Origin of the sequence: Dyella humi (assembly GCF_044904605.1) — a bacterium.
Taxonomy (GTDB): Bacteria; Pseudomonadota; Gammaproteobacteria; order Xanthomonadales; family Rhodanobacteraceae; genus Dyella_B; species Dyella_B humi.
Genome location: NZ_JADIKI010000022.1, coordinates 890,003 through 907,807, shown reverse-complemented (window position 1 = coordinate 907,807; position 17,805 = coordinate 890,003). Strand labels below are relative to the sequence as shown.

13 protein-coding genes are annotated in these 17,805 nt (G+C 57.5%); 12 read left to right on the top strand and 1 reads right to left on the bottom strand.

The genetic code is table 11. From position 1 onward, the window contains the following. Positions 1–485: 485 nt before the first annotated feature. The 12 genes from ISP18_RS08940 (at position 486) to ISP18_RS08885 (ending at position 17,150) form a co-directional block, all read left to right on the top strand. Positions 486–1,097: a response regulator transcription factor gene (locus tag ISP18_RS08940; RefSeq protein ID WP_380010994.1), complete on the top strand. Its 612-nt coding sequence runs from the start codon at positions 486–488 to the stop codon at positions 1,095–1,097. A 333-nt stretch (positions 1,098–1,430) separates the two neighbouring features. Continuing rightward, positions 1,431–2,972 carry a LuxR C-terminal-related transcriptional regulator gene (locus ISP18_RS08935; protein WP_380009689.1) on the top strand — a complete coding sequence of 514 codons (1,542 nt, stop codon included), beginning with the start codon at positions 1,431–1,433 and terminating at the stop codon, positions 2,970–2,972. A gap of 35 nt (positions 2,973–3,007) precedes the next feature. Beyond that, a complete protein-coding gene (locus ISP18_RS08930) occupies positions 3,008–6,061 on the top strand; it encodes an ATP-binding protein (RefSeq protein ID WP_380009686.1) in 3,054 nt (1,017 codons plus the stop codon). A gap of 611 nt (positions 6,062–6,672) precedes the next feature. Further along, the gene (locus tag ISP18_RS08925; RefSeq protein WP_380009683.1) at positions 6,673–7,602 is read left to right on the top strand and encodes a helix-turn-helix domain-containing protein; all 930 of its coding nucleotides are present in this window, start codon (positions 6,673–6,675) and stop codon (positions 7,600–7,602) included. Positions 7,603–7,643: 41 nt separating this feature from the next. Next, positions 7,644–7,931 carry a YtcA family lipoprotein gene (locus ISP18_RS08920; protein ID WP_380009680.1) on the top strand — a complete coding sequence of 96 codons (288 nt, stop codon included), beginning with the start codon at positions 7,644–7,646 and terminating at the stop codon, positions 7,929–7,931. 15 nt (positions 7,932–7,946) lie between these two features. Further along, positions 7,947–8,972, top strand: coding sequence for an HlyD family efflux transporter periplasmic adaptor subunit (locus ISP18_RS08915; RefSeq protein WP_380009677.1), 1,026 nt, complete (start codon positions 7,947–7,949; stop codon positions 8,970–8,972). A gap of 220 nt (positions 8,973–9,192) precedes the next feature. Next, positions 9,193–10,902, top strand: a complete 1,710-nt coding sequence (locus ISP18_RS08910) for an FUSC family protein (protein ID WP_380009674.1) — start codon at positions 9,193–9,195, stop codon at positions 10,900–10,902. 61 nt (positions 10,903–10,963) lie between these two features. Continuing rightward, a complete protein-coding gene (locus tag ISP18_RS08905) occupies positions 10,964–12,313 on the top strand; it encodes a TolC family protein (protein ID WP_380009671.1) in 1,350 nt (449 codons plus the stop codon). A 46-nt stretch (positions 12,314–12,359) separates the two neighbouring features. Continuing rightward, positions 12,360–14,069 carry a thiamine pyrophosphate-dependent enzyme gene (locus tag ISP18_RS08900; RefSeq protein ID WP_380009668.1) on the top strand — a complete coding sequence of 570 codons (1,710 nt, stop codon included), beginning with the start codon at positions 12,360–12,362 and terminating at the stop codon, positions 14,067–14,069. A gap of 189 nt (positions 14,070–14,258) precedes the next feature. Further along, positions 14,259–14,933, top strand: a complete 675-nt coding sequence (locus ISP18_RS08895) for a dienelactone hydrolase family protein (protein WP_380009665.1) — start codon at positions 14,259–14,261, stop codon at positions 14,931–14,933. After that, the gene (locus ISP18_RS08890) at positions 14,930–15,346 is read left to right on the top strand and encodes an HIT family protein (RefSeq protein ID WP_380009662.1); all 417 of its coding nucleotides are present in this window, start codon (positions 14,930–14,932) and stop codon (positions 15,344–15,346) included. The genes ISP18_RS08895 and ISP18_RS08890 overlap by 4 nt, the downstream gene beginning before the upstream one ends. Before the next feature lie 406 nt (positions 15,347–15,752). Then, positions 15,753–17,150 carry a neprosin family prolyl endopeptidase gene (locus ISP18_RS08885; protein WP_380009659.1) on the top strand — a complete coding sequence of 466 codons (1,398 nt, stop codon included), beginning with the start codon at positions 15,753–15,755 and terminating at the stop codon, positions 17,148–17,150. A gap of 68 nt (positions 17,151–17,218) precedes the next feature. Here the strand turns inward: ISP18_RS08885 and ISP18_RS08880 are convergent, their stop codons facing one another. Beyond that, positions 17,219–17,728, bottom strand: a complete 510-nt coding sequence (locus ISP18_RS08880; RefSeq protein ID WP_380009656.1) for a hypothetical protein — start codon at positions 17,726–17,728, stop codon at positions 17,219–17,221. Positions 17,729–17,805 lie beyond the last annotated feature (77 nt).

Below are 17,805 nucleotides of genomic sequence, written 5' to 3'. Positions count from 1 at the left end.
TCCTGCGCAGTCATTCCTCCAAGCTCTCTGATGCGCACTGCGCAATACCATTCTTCGACGCGAGAGGGATCGTTCTCTATGGCTGATGCCAATTGCGATATATGAGCGAAGGCAATATCGGCCGGTTGATTCGGGGACGTGCCGGTCCTTCGTGTCCGTGACGACCATGACACCACACTTGTTCTCATAGTCGTGGCGGTACCCTTGTAACGTAAGTAGACGCTACGTTACGCCGGCCGGCGCATGGTTTTCTTGCAGATTCTTGCACGCAGATGTGTGTTTCCGCGCTACATCATCAACGTTCGTTCTTTGCAGCACACGTATAGCCAGGAGCCGTGAATTACCCTTTCGAGCATTGAAGTCTCCCCCCGCCCAGCGCATAGTCCCAGCCAATTTGGAAAGTGGCCCTTGCTGCTTCTACTCTTTTGTTTTTAGGCACAATTTCTCAGGTGAGTCGTTTGACCGAGAAGAAAGACAACTTCGGGATACTCGTCGTGGATGACCACCCGGTCATGCGGGATGGCCTTCGGGCCGTCATTGAGCAAGAACCGGATATGGAGGTAGTTGGCGAAGCGGCTGATGGCAAGGAGGCCATCGAGCAATTCCAGAAACTGCTGCCCGACATCATGCTGATCGATCTGCAAATGCCGGACGTGGATGGACTGCAAGCGATCATGACCATTCGCAGCGAGTTCCCCGACGCGACCATCATCGTGCTTACTACGTTCCCAGGTGATGCACGCGTCGTGCGTGCCTTTACGCTTGGTGCAACTTCTTATTTGCTCAAGACGGCACGTCGCGATGAAATCATCAAGGCTATTCGCGGCGCACTTTCCGGACGACACACGGTGGCGCCTGAAGTCGCACAAGAGATCGCCAGCCATACCGGGCAGGAAGGTCTTACGGAACGGGAAATCGGTGTATTGAAACTAGTCGCCAAAGGCCGCAGCAACCGCGACATCGCCGATGCCCTGTGCATTTCGGAAGACACGGTCAAGGCGCGCATGAAAAGCATCATGAGCAAACTGGATGCCGAGGACCGCACACACGCCGTTATGATCGCGATCCGACGTGGCTTCATGGACTCGCAGCCTTAGCTCAAATTCCATAGCAGGGGGACGAACTGCCGCCAGGAGAACGGCAATGGTTAACTTTGCGCTTTTCCGACGCGACCGCGTTCGGCTTGTCCACATAAAAACCGAAAGAACACCATTCCAAAACCGGGATTTCACGACAGAAAGTAGCATCTCGCCTAATGTTCTCGTCAAAAGGACGAATCACACGTTGAGGACGCCAACGATCGGCGGGGTGAGTTAGGTAATGAGCACCTTTGGCACAGGGCGTGTACTGAACGCTCTTCCGACAGCGTACGTGACTGGAGCGACGTTAGCTGACTTCAGTGCCCTTCACAAATGTCGGAGAGTAGATTCATGAATCTCTTGACCGTTGCGCAAAACATAACCGCTCATACAGATTCTGGATGGGTCCAAGGTTGGCACGATCTCGATGACCCAGATGGAACGCTCAGAGCTGTGCTGGACTCGGCCTGGCGCGCTGTAAGCAGCATGAGGGGAACCGAGGTTGTCGCAACGATGGCGACATTGCGTCGCGCCTTTCAGCAAAAAGATCGCTTTCGCGACTTCCCCTGCGACGAAGTAGAAACGTTGCTGGCAGTGGGCCACCTCTGGGAAGACGACATAGAGAAAGCGATGCGTCGCGCGCAATCGGTATTGATGAGGGGTACTGGAGCACGGTATCGACCAGCCCTTGCCATGGTCATGAAGTTTTGTTCTTGGCGCACACGCGATTTCAAGCCCTTCTATGAGTCGTGCCGCGGAAAAGCCCCCCGCAGCAATGCCATGTCCCTACTGGTAGCTACGGTGAACCTTTCCATCGAAGCGGCGGCAGAAGCCGAGCAGTTGCGCTTCAAATTAGCCGAACGCTTGGCCAGGGATGCATTATTTCTTTGCGATAAGTCGACGGAAGCGGAGGCTTATGCGTCGCTTCTTCCCACCTGCGTACTGGCTCAGTTGCACTACGAGGCCGGTGCCGTGGACGAAGCGGATGCCCTGCTGCGCGGTCGGCTTACGGCCATCGAAGATAGCGGTGCAATCGAAAGTGCGCTCATCGCTTATGTCCTTTCCGCCAAAATTGCAGCAGCAAGGGGAAACCAAAATATTGCCCTACTCATTTTGCACCGGGGCGAAGAAGTGGGCATTCAACGACGCTGGTCCCGGCTGGTGCTTCATTGCAAGGCGGAAGAAGTTGCTTTACGTATCCATGAGGGGCGCACTGATCTTGCCGAGTTAGCCCTGGAAGAACTGGAGAACTTTTTGGACGACCTCGACGCAAAGGCTCGCCCAAAGAATGTCGACACATGTCCTCTACAAATGGCCAGTCTTCGCCTTCAGATGGCAAATGGCCCGAGCATCAGCACAGCCCATGCACTCGATGATCTGCGCGACGCATCACTACATCAAAATCACCCTGCCCTGGTCATCAAGCTGACGATCCTACTATCGAGCGCGCTTTACGCGATGGGCAACGTGACGCGCGCGCAAGAGGAATTACTGGCAGCGTTGCAACAGGGCGCCAGCGCAGGGCTATTTCGCACTTTCCTCGACGATATGCCGCTGATCGAGGCGCCCCTCAAGCAGCTTTGGCGATCCCCTGAAACCGGAAACCTGGGCCACCTGGGACCCTACATCGGACAGCTGCTCACGGCCACCTCGCCAGCTCCGCTCGTGCGCAAAAAATTTCGCACAAATCATAGGCTTGTAGAATCACTGAGTACAAGGGAGACGATTATCCTGCGCTTGATGAGCCTGGGCCTGTCGAACAAATCCATCGCTCGCGAGCTACAGATCACGCCGGAAACGGTTAAGTCGCATGCCAAGCACATTTTTATCAAACTGGCTTCCAAGAACCGTGCCGAGGCTGTGTCCAGGGCGACCGAGCTGGGACTCATCTGAAGCGTGACACTCACATCTATGCAAGCGGTGGTGGAATGAAGGAGTTCAACCCATTTCGGCTCGACCCAGTCAATCATAGGCTATGGCGCGTTTCTGATGAGGGCGAGCATGCTGCCGTCACCATTACCGCGAAGGCGTTTGATGTGCTGCGGTATCTTGTCGATCACCCGGGGCGCCTCGTCTCGCATGAAGAGCTGCTTGAAGCCCTATGGTCTGGCGTAGACGTTCAACCGGAAGTGCTTAAGGGACATGTGCTGGCCATCCGTAACGCGCTAGGCGACGATGCGCAGCGCCCGCGTTATCTGGAAACGCACCGGGGCCGTGGATACCGCTTTATTGCTGATGTAGCCACCACTCAAAAGACCGACAACCGCCTTTCACCCACGGCCACGTCACCCCTGATTGGTAGATCTTCGCAGTTGAATGCGCTGCATGAGGCATTCGCTCAAGCGAGCAAAGGTCAACCAAAGATCGTATTCGTGCATGGGGACGCCGGCATAGGCAAAACGGCACTCGTCGAGACATTTTGCAGGGAAGTGTCCAACCACCATACGACACAATCGTACGGTCGCTGCATCGAAGGCTTTGGCGGCGCCGAACCCTTCTACCCCATCATTGAGGCACTCTCCCGGCTGATAAAAGGAGCAAACGGCAACAAGATACAGGACGCCTTGGTCGCCGTAGCGCCTTCGTGGGGCAATCAGCTAGGCGGCATTCTATCCCGTGAGCATCACGCCCTATTGCAGAAAGTAGCGCACATCGCCGCTCGCAGCCGAATGCTCGGCGAGTTTTGCGAGCTGATAGAAGTGCTCGCTGAGGATGAAGTCTTCGTGCTGCTGCTGGAAGACCTCCATTGGGCCGACTTTTCAACGCTCGACCTCATTTCCGCATTTGCCAGGCGAAAGTCATCCGTCAAGCTGCTCTTGCTCGCCACCTATCGTTCGGATGAGTTGGCGGTGCGCGGATCAGCACTCACGCAACTCGTCAATGGATTGCTGCTGCATAAGCTATGCGATGCCATCCATCTGACTGGATTAAGTCAACACGATGTTGCGGAATATGTCCGGTCTGATGATTCGGAAGAAAGCCAGTCGTTTGTGCAACTTCTATTGCATTGCTCCAGTGGCAATCCGCTATTTCTCGGCACCATTCTTGATCATCTGCAAAACATCCGCATGATATCCGTCGATCATGGGGTATGGAAAAGCGACGTGCCGCTCCCCGATATCCGCTTCGAGATACCGCAAACGATCGACCGTATCGTTGAGGCAAAAATTTCTGCCGTTGATGATGAAACGCAGCGTGTCCTGGAAGCAGCCAGTGCAGTAGGGAATGTCTTCAATCCCGTGGTGCCGGCGACAGCCGCCGGCCTCAGCGCATATCGGTTCGAAGAAGTATGCGAGGCGTTATGCCGAACCAGGACTTTCATTCATCGCTACGGCACGGATACGTTGTATAGCGGCCAGGTGGTTCGACTCTACCAATTCAATCACGCTCTGGTCAGGGAAGTACTTCTAAACCGGCAGGGTCCGCTTCGGCTGGCGCAAAGTCACGCGTTGATCGGCAAAGAATTGGAGAAGTCGTACCCGAGCGAGTTACGAGCTCACGCCGCGTTCGAACTGGCGGATCAGTTTTCCAATGCACGCGAGTGGTCCAAGGGGCTCTCCTACTTGAGGACCGCCTTGCAAACCGCCAAGCGCCGCTTCGCGCACCAGGATGCGCTGGCCATACTCGACAAGGCCGATGAGATTGCGCTCCATCTTTCCAATGGGGAGCGTGGACTCATCCAGGCGATGCTGCTGGAAGATCGCGCATCCATCTACGCGGCCAACCATGATCCGCGGGCTCTGCAAGCCTTTGCCGATCTGGCGCAGATGTCCGAACGGTTGCATTTGCCAGATATCCGGGCACGCGCGGAACTGGGTCTAGGCTTCGCTCTCAGCTGGCGGGACGCGGCTGCGTGTGTCCCGCACCTGGAAAAAGCTGCTCACTTGAGCGATGCGCAGTCCGAACCGCAACTCAAGGCACGAATCAGGTTAAGCAGTGCCACATGGCGTCTCTGGATCGCCGGATGGGATCCCGAGCTTGCCAAGATTTGCGAAGAAAGCCTGATTCCCCTGAGAAATGGCCTCGACCGTCAGGTCACGGCGTGGGGGCTGATCGAATACAGCATGATCTGCCTGATATCCAGCCGATACCGCGAATGCCTCGAAACCGTGGACGCAAATCTGGAGATCCTGGTCAGGCATGCGGAAGACCGGCCCGACTTCAATATTTTCCGCGCCATCTGGATGGCCCATCTCGGAAGGCCATGGGCATACACGCTGCTAGGCGAGTGGGGTCGAGCCATGAAGGAGTTCGACGCCAGCGAAACACTCTTTGTCGGCAATGCCAATCGCTACAGCACCTGCACCCTGGAGACGCTGCGTGGATTCCTTTACCTCATGGCAGGAGATTTTCTCGCTGTCAAGGAGATATGTAGCAAGCTTGGTTTCTACAAAGAAAAAGCAGGTCATCAACCTGCTGAGCTTTATACCTTGGTGCTTCCGAATGAAATACGGCATTGCGAGCTGCTGGCAGGCGCGGCAGAGGTAGGACTCGGAAATCTCAATGTAGGGATCGACATCCTACGGAAGCTCGAGCGTGACATGCTTGAGCGGCCGGTCATCACAGATTGGTATTGGCTGCTCTATCTGGAGTGGTCGCTCGCCAATGCCCTATTGAGATCAGGAGAGATCGAACAGGCACGTTCACACGCTGATCGTATGGTCGAACGATCCGATCGATCCATCGAAGTAACCTGGCGAGCGATGGCGCGCGAGGTAAGGTGTCGTATCGCCATTGAAGAGGGTGACCTCGAGCACGCCTCCCGCTTGATCCATGAAGCGCTACATATGACTGAAGTCATGGGCGCCCCCATGATTGACTGGCGAGTTCACCGTACAGCAGCCCAACTGCATCGTGCGCAGGACGACGCCAGGCGAGCGGCGTTTGAGGAGCAATTATTCATCAAGAAGGCACAGCGCCTTCTGGACAACCTTCCCGCCGGTCATCGCCTGCAAGAGACTTTTACACGCCTTATGGCGTGAGGATGCTCTGATTTAATCCAGCGCAGGCCCCACCGGCCCTGTGTATTCGCATAGCTTCGGTCCATCGTCTCGACAGACGGCCAGTCTGCCTTCGCCGATGGCCCTGTGCTCTGCAAACACACGGGACCGGTGGGGCCTACGCTGAATTAATCAGAGCATCCTTAAGGAACGTAGCGCGAAATGTGTAGGCTGGGATGACAATCCCAGCATCTGACACGCAGTGAATGCTGGGATTTCATCCCGGCTTACGAGGCCGCGTGGAATTAATCAGCGCATCCTTAAGCAACGCCAATAACTTGTGTCCCCCACGCGGGGGATGGGCACTAGATGTTGCACGATCCAATATCAGGATTCGCGCTAACCCATGCGTTGCTATCAACGTTGCGCGAAACGCGTACGCTCGGACGTCCAAGTGTCTGTCGAAGGTGAGCACCGTGTAACTTAGCTGTCAAAAAGGATCTATCTACACTTTAGGGTGATTCGATTTATCCCTTTGAGCTAGCAGGTTTACCCTGACGGAGGCTTCGGCCAAGAAGGTGTGCGCGTAATTTTCCATTCAGGACGACATTCAATCAAGGATGCTCGACGACCATCGGTTCGGAGAGGCGCACATGTATGACGGTGCATTCGGCGATCGGCTTGGCCGTTCGTTTCAGCTAAACAATCCCCCGGTTCTTCGTAGTCAAACCAGGCGTGGGGTACGCCTTGCGGTGACGGAACTACGGATCGACCAGGTCGGTTATGGCATGACTTCCCCGATGGGAAGCGACGATGCTTATCTGGTCTGCCTTAACTTGCGCAAGCAAAGCACTCATGAGCTTTGGTGTGATGGTCGCTCCGTGTGTTCGACCTCTTATGAGGGAGGCACGACTTACGTGCTGGACTTGCGACGCGATCCCATCGCGTATATCGGCGATCCGTTGCATTCGCTGTACTTCTACATGCCACGCCAAGCCATTGTCGAAGCCCGCGATGAACTTGGAACGAAAAGCACGGTTGATCTCGCCATACAGCCCGGCGACTGCTTACGTGATTCCATCGTCAACAGCATCGGCCAGACCCTGTTACCGATATTCGACAAGGCCGCCGCTGCGAATCAAGCGCTCGTGGACCATCTTCTGCAGGGCCTTTGTGCGTACATGGCTTCTACGTACGGTGGATCTTCGACGCGTCCTGACATTGTTCGTGGTGCGCTCGCGCCATGGCAGCAACGGTTGACCACGCAAATGATGCGTGAGCGGATCTTTGAAGGCATTTCCATCAACGAATTGGCGGAAGCCTGCGGTCTGTCGGCAGGCGCACTCGCTCGTGGCTTCAAAAAAAGCACGGGCCTGTCACCGCATCAGTGGCTGTTATCCCGCAGGGTCGACCTGGCGCTCGATCTTATGACAGATCCCGATATCTCTTTGGCGGAAATCGCCTTCAACGCAGGCTTTTCCGATCAAAGCCATTTCAGCCGCGTCTTTATGCAAAGGATGGGTGTTGCGCCGGGAGCATGGCGGAAATCGCTGGCAAACAACAAACGCGTGGAAGCGGCTTGAGATCGCTTTCGCATGGAACTGACTACAAGAAGGTAGCGTAGATGCAATCTCATCGGCTTACCCGTCGACAGCCCTATTTCCGCGAAGCATGTATCTCGATCCTCTCGATCGCCATGAGCGCATGTAGCGCTTCGCCGTCGCGAAATATTCTTGGGTCCTATTTTCCATCCTGGATGGTGTGCGCGCTTCTTGGCATCATCTTGGTCGTCATCATTCGCGCTGCACTGGTAAAGACCGGTGTGGATGCCTCGCTTCCCGTACCGGTCATCGTCTATCTGTGCATGTGGACGGCGGTAACGCTGGCGATCTGGCTTGTTTGGCTGAGTTGAATGGAGACCTCGCCCATGCAAGCCAAAAATGCGCTAGGTCGTATTGTTGCCATTGTCTCCATCGCTTCGGCGCTGGCACTCATCGTCATCGCGATGATCGTCGTGGACAAACGCCCAAGGACGCACGACGCCTACATCTTTGCCTATAGCGCCGGTATCACGCCGGAAGTCAACGGACGGATCGTGGCGATCCACATTCGTAACGATCAGTTCGTCCACAAAGGGGATGTGCTGCTGCAAATCGATCCGGAGCCGTTCGAGCTGAAATTGCAGCAGGCCAATGCCCAAGTCGCTGCCTTGCAGGCGGACATCGATCTCACCGGCCGACAAGTGAACGCACAAGGATCCGGTGCAGAAGCCGCCGCTCGTGAAGTCGACCGCGCGCGTCAACAACTGGCGCTGGCCCATGACACGCTCCAACGCATGGAGCCATTGTTGCCCAAGGGCTTCGTTACCGTGCAGCAAATCGATGAAGCACGCACGAACGAACACACGGCCGCATCGCAGTTGGCAGCCGCCACGCAACAGGCAGCGCAGGCCAAGGAGGCGATTGGCGACGTGGAAAGCCTGAAGGCGCAGTTGCTGGGTGCGCAGGCGGCTCAGGCTTTGGCGGCCCGCGATCTTCGTGAAACTGTCATTCGCGCCTCGGTCGACGGCAAGATAGTGGGCTTCAACCTCGCATTGGGATCGTTTGCGGTCTCAGGGCATCCGCTCTTTACGCTGGTCGACGACAACAACTGGTACGCCGTTGCCAATTTCCGCGAAACGGATTTGCGCGGGCTGCATGCCGGTGACGCAGCCACGGTCTGGGTCATGGGCCGCGAAGGCCAACCGTTGCATGGCGTGGTGGAAAGCTTGGGTGCGGGCGTTGCGCCGGAAGGTCTCGCAGGTCCTGGTCTGCCGCAGGTAGACCGAAACCTCAATTGGGTTGTGGTGGCGCAGCGTTTCCCCGTGTGGGTGCATTTGGATCAGCCATCGCAGCCGTTCTTGCGCATCGGTGCAACCGCTTCCGTACGGGTGAGCCATGCAAGCGCCGATTGAACTTCAAGCGCGAGATGGACTGACCGGGCTGCTGCAGCGCGAACTGGCGCTCAACGATACGCGTATTCGCACGATCATCCGTATCACCGGATGTACTGCCATGGTCGTCGCCATCGCGATGGTGTTTCAGATCCCTTTGCCGGCTTACGTGGCGTACCTCGTTTTTCTGGTCAGCCAGGAAGATGCCGCTTCAACCTTGGTCTCTGCCGTCGGTGGCTTGGTGGCCGTCACGTTGGCCGTTGCGGTCTCCGTGCTGTTCTATGTTTTTGATGCCGCCGAACCCGCACTGAGACTTCCGCTGCTGGCTATCAGCACGCTGGCCGGAACGTTTCTCGCACGAACCAGTCGATTGGGGCCGATCGCCTTTCTTGCCGGATTTGTTCTCGTTCTATCGCAGACGCTGCTCGACGACGTGCCCAGCACGGAATTCGTGACCCATATGGTGTTGTGGCTTTGGGTGGTCGTTGCGGCACCCGTCGGCGTTACCGTGCTGGTCAATCTATTGGCCGGTGAAAGCCCCGTCGCACTCGCACGAAAGCGCGGTGCCAAGCTCCTGGACGGGGTCGCCGCGTATATCGAAAACCCCTACTCCGCAGATCCTTCGTCATTGCGCAATGAGCTGTTGTCGCTCAGCCAGCTGAAGAACAAGGCGTTTATGTGGAACAAGCAGCTGAAGGCGTTTGCGGAGGAAGACAATCGTCTGATTACCATGCTGTTAGAGGTACTGCAGATCGCGCGACACCTCCCGTCGAGCGTTCCGCTTGTTTCAAGGCGTTCTCTGGCTTCCATGCTCCGACAGAGCCGGCGCCTTTTTTTACAACGCCGCGGCGTCGCTGCCGATGTTGCGATCGATGAGGACGAGCCCGCTGGAAGCGACCGGGATCCTTCGCAAGCGGCCCTCCGCGGTGCCATCGATGAGCTACTCGTCGAAGCGTCAGGTAAGGCACCGGCTGCCACACCGGAGACTCCGCCGCCTCACTCGCAACCACCGAGTAAGGCGGCCGCACCCATGAACCGTTCGCACGCCCGCTTTGCGTTCAAGGTGATGTGTGCGGTATTGGCCTCCTATGTCACTTACACGCTGCTCGATTGGCCTGGTATTCGTACCGCCGTTACGACTTGTTTCTTCGTCTCGCTGACCACGGTTGGAGAGAGCGTCCATAAGCTGACGCTGCGACTGTCAGGCGCCGTCATTGGCGGCCTCATCGCTGGGCTTTGCATCGTCTTTGTTCTCCCCTATCTCACCGATATCGGCCAGTTGTGCCTGCTTGTCGCTGTGGTATCGACCTTTTGTGCCTGGATTTCCACCGGCAGCGAGACCATCGCCTATGCGGGTATGCAGATAGCGTTCGCGTTCTTTCTGGGCGTGCTGCAGGGTTATGGCCCGGCCAGTGACCTCACCGTACTACGCGATCGTGTGGTCGGCATCATCGTTGGCAATGTCTGGATCACGATTTTCTTCACCACGCTTTGGCCGGTGAGTGCGCAGGGCCAAGTGCGGGACAAGTGGGCCTCGGTGCTCGGACAACTGGGTGACCTGCTTGTTGCCAAGGACAAGGCAACCGCCACCTCGATAAAAACGCAAATCTGCCAAAAGATTTCCGAAGCATCCACATTGAACGCACGTGCCTTGTTCGAATGGCGCTTTCTTTCGCGGGGAAGCCAGGACGATCGCCTGATGCTCGAAGCTCGTCACGTTGAACAACTCGCGTCGGCGGTCTTTGTGGTGTCTCGCCTAAAGGAAAACACTGCTTCACTCTCATTGGACGATGAAACAGACCAGCTTGCGTCACAACGCTTGATGACGCTTGCAAAAGGATTGCACCCCGATGCATCGGATGGAAGCGTTCGTGCTGCACCGTCCACGCTGCTTGATCAGGCTCGTAAACACCTCGACGAGGAGATCGATCATGCATCGCGCGCGATCTGAATCACCTCTGTCCGCCTGTTTTTCGCTCGTGCTCGCGGCGTCGCTATGCGCATATGGCGCCATGGCAAATGCGCAATCGACGTCATGGGATAACGCTGCATCTAGCGATCAGGCTACCGCCGGCAACGCCAGCGCACCGATGCTTGAGGACCGCGTGTATGCACTGCCGGAGCTTCTGACGATTGCGCTGGATATCAATCCCAAGACACGGGAAGTCGAGCAGGAAGCCGTGCAAGCCAACCTGGCTGTGCAGCTCGCCAAGAGCCAATACTCGCCCCAGGTCAATGTCAAAGCGTTGGGAGGTATTCAGCGCACGCCGCTGGCGATCCCGCCTACCGTTTCGGCCAAGGGCTATTTTGTTTCGTCCACGCAGGAAGTTTTTCCAAGCCTGGAGTTGAAATGGCTGCTGTTCGACTTTGGCCGTCGCAAGGGACAGGTCGAGGAGGCCAGACGCAACGCCTCCGCCGCTCAATCAGGTTTGCTTGGCGCGCAAGAAAAACTGGTGTTCGACGTGTCAGAAGCTTATTTCGAAGCAACGTCTGCCCAGGGGCAAGTGCGTGCCGCGCAAAAGGCGCTGAAAGCCGCCCAGTTGACCGAACAGGCCGTCGCCGACCAGAAGAAACACGGCCGTGCCACCGTGGTGCAGCTCGCCGAAGCACAACGACAGACGGCGGCGATGCAGCTGTCACTGACAAAATCCACGGGCGCCGCGGACACCGCATTCGCGTCGTTGGTCGCCACGATCGGGCTACCGCCTGAGATGCATTTCCGGGTCGCTCCCTCGACAGATAGACCGACAGCGGAAACGCTCTCACCGCTGCACGAACTGATCAACGAAGCCCTGCAATCCCGCCCTGACGTACTGGCTGCCACGGACAAAGTAGCTGCGTCCGACGCTAAGATCGACACGGCGCGCGCAGCCTACCGACCGACCATCAGCCTTTCAGCGCAAGTGTTCCAGAACATCGGCAAGATCAGCAGCGACGGAAGCCCCTATTCCTCGATTGATCGAACCGGCAATGCGCTGTTCGTGTCGTTCGAGTTGCCGCTGTTCGATGGCGGCGCACGCGCCACCAATGTTTCGCTGGCGGTCTCACAAAAGACGGCCGCTGAAGATGGCTTGGCCGAGACCAAGGACGCAGCTGCCCAGCAAGTGGTGCAGGCCTATAACAATCTGAAGACGAGCCTGGACAATCGCAACCAGGCGCTGGCTTATACGCACGCATCCGAACTCGCCTATCAAGCCGCACTCGATTCCTATCGGCGCGGCCTCGCCAGTATCACCGATGTAACGAGCAACGAAGCTGTGCTCGCCCAGGCCGAAGCCAGTCAAGAAGACGCCGACGCAAGTGTAGGTATTGCGCGCGCGGCGCTCGACCTGGCCATGGGACGACGGCCCTCCTCCCACTAGCACCTACCGATCGTTCAACGGCCCCCTTCACCATGCGGAGCAAGCTATGAGTAAGAAAGTTGCAGAAATCCTCGTTGAGGTTCTCGAACAGGCAGGCGTAAAGCGTTGCTACGGCATCGTTGGCGATACGCTCAATTTGTTCGCGGAGCATCTGGAGCGCAGTTCGATCGACTGGGTGCATGTTCGGCATGAGGAAGCCGGGGCCTTTGCCGCCGGTGCCGAGGCTCTGCTCACCAACAACCTGACGGCCTGTGCGGGCAGTTGCGGACCCGGTAGCTTGCACTTCATCAACGGGCTGTACGAGGCCAATCGCAATCGCTCGCCCATGGTCCTCATCGCCAGCCAGGTGATGATGAACGACTTGGGATTTGAATTCATCCAGGAGGTCGATTTCAAAACGGTCTTCAAGGAATGCTCGGTGTTTTGCGACATGATCCTGACACCTGACCAAGCCAGGAAGAAAGCCGTGATGGCTTGCCAAACCGCCCTAGCGAAACAAGGCGTCGCCGTGCTGATCGTGCCAGTGGATATTTCTCATGCCGAAGTGCATGAGGATTTCCCCTACCGCGTTCACCACAGCAAGCCCACGATCACTCCGAACAGCGAGGAGATCGACGAGATCGCCAAGATTCTCAACGCCGGCAAAAAGATCACCATCTACGCAGGCTCCGGCTGCGAGAATGCCTTGGAGGAAATCAGGGCGGTGGCGGACGTGCTAAAGGCCCCTGTTGCGCACACTTCACGCGCCAAGAGCTTTCTGGAGCACGACAATCCCTTCAACGTTGGCATGACTGGCATTCTCGGCAGCAAGGCCGGTTACAACGCCATCCTCGATTGCGACACGCTGCTATTGCTGGGTGCGGACTTCGCGTGGCGCCAGTTCTATCCGGACAAAGCCAAGATCGTCCAGATCGACATCGACCCCACTCACTTGGGTCGACGCCACCACATTACATTCGGCGCGGTCGGTGACATCAAACCCACGCTGCGCGCGCTTCTACCATGCCTGGAGGAAAACGATGATGCGTCGTTCCAGGAGGAATACGTTGGGCGCTTCAAAGAAGCCATGGCATCGTGGAAGAGCCATTTGGTTCCTGGTCACAACGACACCATTCCCGGTTCATATCTGACTTCCGTAATCAACCGTTACGCCGATGATGACGCACTTATTGCCGGCGACGACGGCACACCGATCGTATGGGCGATTCGCCACATCACTGCAAACGGCAAGCGTCGGATCTTCGGAAGCCTTCTACACGGAACGATGGCCACCGCACTTTCCAGTGCGCTGGGCTTGAAGAAGGCAGCGCCCGAACGCCAGGTGATCGCCATGTGTGGCGACGGTGGCCTGTCGATGCTGTTCGGTGAGCTACTCACCGTTATCCAGGAGGACATCCCGCTAAAGATCGTCGTCTTCGATAACAACAAGCTTGGGTTTGTCGAAATCGAGCAGAAAGCGGAAGGCATGCTCGACACCTTCACGCGCTTGAAGAACCCGGATTTCGGCAAGGTCGCCGAAGCCATCGGCCTGTGGGGTAAGACGGTTCGGAAGGCATCGGAAATCGAAGCAGCCGTCCAAGAATGGTTAGCGCAGCCGGGACCGGCGCTTCTCAATGTTCCCGTGAACCCACTGGAGCTGGTCAAACCACCTTTTGTTGAACTCAAGCCCGTGTTGGGCATGGCACTTTATTCAGCCCGTGCCATTCTGCATGGACGCGGTGCGGACGTGTTGGAGTTGGCGCGCGAAAACTTCTGATGCATTGGCAAGCGAATGGAGGGGCTACGGATACGTACCCCTCCGTTCCCTTCGCCTGAAAAAGACCAGCTCAATTTTCACGTAAGCCGTTGAATCAGGATCAGCAGCCGCGCGGGAGTTTGCGCCCTACGCGAGGTCGATGCGTTCCTTCGCGTAAACTAGCTTCCATTTCGCGCGAGGTAGATCGTGATGGGCAAGCAAATCAATCTCCCCACCTCCGGCACGCAATGCATTGGCGCTTATCTGGCCGAGGCCGAAGGCAAGCCGAAGGGCGGCCTGGTGGTTATCCAGGAAATTTTCGGCGTTAACGCGCACGTCCGCAGCGTGGCCGACCGCTTTGCCGCGATGGGCTACACCGCCGTGGCGCCGGCGTTTTTCGATCATCTGGAAACCGGTGTCGAAATGGACTATTCCGATGCAGGCATGGCGAAGGGCCGCCAGCTCGTGACCGAACTTGGACTCGAGCGCGCCTTGGAAGATGTTGCAAGTGCCGCCGAATCCATCGTCTCGGCAGGCAAGATCGGCACCGTGGGCTACTGTTGGGGCGGCACAGTGGCGTTTCTGTCGGCCATTCGCCTCGGGCTACCCTCGGTGAGCTACTACGGCGCGCGCAACGTGCCGTTTCTCGGCGAGAAGCTGGAGGCGCCAGTGATGTTCCATTTTGGCGAGGAAGACTCATCCATCCCGCCGGAAATGGTGGCCAAGCATCGTCACATGCTGCCGCAGATGGACGTCTATACCTATCCTGGTGCCGGCCACGCATTCAATCGCGAGATCGATCCTGGCCACTATCATCAGGCCAGCGCGGAGCTGGCATTGAAGCGCACCGTGTCCTTCTTCGACAAATATCTGGCTGGCGCATGAGCGGCGCTGCATTCGTGCTGGATCCGCGCCTGAAAGCGGATACGCAACCCGTCGCCACCCTGCCCTTGTGCGACGTGTTGCTGATGAACGATGCGCGCTTTGCGTGGCTGATCCTGGTGCCGCGGCTGGCGGCGCGCACGGAAATACTCGATCTGCCCGAGGCGGAACGCACGCAGCTGTGGCAGGAGATCAACCAGGTTGCAGCCGCGCTGCGCGAAACCGTTCCCTGCGACAAGCTCAATATCGGCGCGCTGGGGAATATCGTGCGGCAGCTGCATGTGCACGTTATTGCGCGCAAGGAAGGCGATGCGGCATGGCCGGGGCCGGTATGGGGAAGCGGCGTCGCCGAGCCCTATGGCGTCGATGAGCTGCAATCACTGAAGCAAGGTTTACGGCAGTCGCTTGCACAGTAGTAATAAACCGCTCGCATGTTGCGTTGTCATCGGATGCGCGCAATAGCCCAACACAAAAAAGCGGGACACAACGACTTACATCCATGCATCGCGATATTCACGCCGCCTTACAGACGTGGCGTTACAGTCGCGCCGCTTTGCCGAGCCTGCTCGGTGAGGCAGTAGGGGAATAGAGCGTCAGCTGGGGATTCACGACTTCGTTCCGAACACCCATGGTGCGGCCATCATGGGCCGTATTGATCGTGTCCAAAAAAGCTTGCCATGCTTCCATGGAAAGCACATGGGCGAGCCCATGCGAAATCGATGCTGACGTTTTCTACATGGCAGCTCAATGCCATCGCTTCCTGAATAACGCATGTCATTCGGAGATTGTTCTTCGAGCACATCCACTATGGAGGGAATCATCGTGAAGCGCACTCATCGTTATCCATCATGCTTGAAAGCGACACGCTTATCGTTCGCCCTTGCCACCTTATGCGTGGCATTCGCCGGAAGTTCGAGTTTCGCCGCACAAACAGGCCAGCCGTCATTCGTTCCGTTCCAGCAATTCTTGAACGGCATCAAGAGCGCAAACGCCGACGCTTATGTGGCGCGGGGACAAAACGCAGTAAAGGATTCCGCATCGTTTGCGAGCATGCAGCAGTACGTGCTCGGCCTGTACCAGAACGCCCACGTTTCGCAGAGCTTCCTGCTCGGCAATGACCACTTCGATTGCATCCTGGTGCAGGAACAGCCCAGCGCGCGCAAACAAGGGCTCACGCACGTCGCCACGCCACCGCCGGTTGACGCGCTTCAGCCACAAGGGATGACCGGCGGTGGAACGCTCAATAGCCTCAATCAGGCGATCGGCATCTCATCGCAACTGGCGGAGAACGACAAGATCGATGCGCTGGGTCATTCACGCGTGTGCGCTGCGGATACCATTCCCATGCGCCGCATCACGCTGGAAGAACTGTCGCGCTTTCCAACGCTGAAGGCGTATTTCCAAAAATCACCGGATGGCGCCGAGCAGTTGCCGACCAACCAGATCGTTCCGCCACAGGTGTACTCGCACAAGTACTCCTACACGTATCAGTACGTCACCAACATCGGCCAGACCGACACGATCAATCTATGGTCGCCGTATGTGAATACCTCTGCCGACCAGATCTTCTCACTGGCGCAATCGTGGACAGTGGGCACTACCGGCACCACGCAGACCGCCGAGGTGGGCTGGCAAAACTATCCCGGCAAATACGGTGACGAACGCTCTCGCTTGTTCATCTATTGGACCGCCGACGGTTACGTCAACACTGGCTGCTACAACCTGGATTGCTCGGCCTTCGTGCAGACCAATAGCAGCTGGTATTTTGGCGGCCCGTTCTCCAACTACAGCACCGTGGGCGGTGCGCAGTACGAATTCCTGGCGCAGTATTACTTGTATCAGGGCAACTGGTGGCTGGGTTTGGGCTCGCCCGGCAACGTGACTTGGGTGGGGTATTACCCGGCAACGCTCTACGGCAGCGGACCGATGAGCACGTCCGCGCAGCTGATCGAGTTCGGTAGCGAATCGGTGGGATCGACTTCGTGGCCGGCGGAAGGCAGCGGCAACTTCGCCAGCTCCGGCTGGAGCTACGCAGGCTACCAGCGCGAATTGTGGTATTGGGCGCCAGGCGGCGCGGCGGATTGGGTTTCGCTTACTGCTGCGGAGCCTTCGCCGAGCTGCTACAGCATCGCTGGACCGTATTGGGGTGGCTACACGCCACCGTCGAATTACTGGGGTTACTACTTCTATTTCGGCGGCCCCGGCGGCACCACTTGCTGATGCAAAAAAGAGAGCGCCCGCCAATGGCGGGCGCTCTGCTTAGGCAATGATCGCGATGAGTACGGCGCTTAGTGGCCCTGGTCGCCGCTGCCGGACTGATCGCCGTACGACTTGCCGCTGGCATCCTTGCCAGTGTCGCCGGTCGGCGCAGTGACCGGCGCATGGTAATCCTCCAGCGCGCGTGCCTTGGTTTCCACCGGGTTGATGCGCGCGAGCTTGCCGCCGTCGTCGTAATAGGCGACGAAGCCGTAGTCGAGCTGCAGCCGCGCCATGTACTGCAGGTGCTGCTTGCGGATCTTCGAATCGTCGCTGGGCAGCAGCAGTACCGTCTTGGGCAGCCTGCCCGCGTCCTTCAGGTAAGAGAAATGGCTGCCGGCGTCGAGCGCGGAAACCACGGCACCATCAATCACGAACTGACCATTCTTGTAAGCCTTCATGGTCATGTCGAACTGCTGCTGTGTCTGCGTGGTCTCCACCGTGTCCTTGGATGCGCCTCGATGGCAACCGCCAAGCACCAGCAGGCAGCCGAGCATAAGTACGGCGGCGCCGCGGGTGGACAGTGTGGAAAGACGGATCATGCTTAAATCTCCTGCGGATATCAGCGAAGCCACCAAAGTGTAGCGCCGCCGGATGAAGGTGGATGAGTTCAATACAA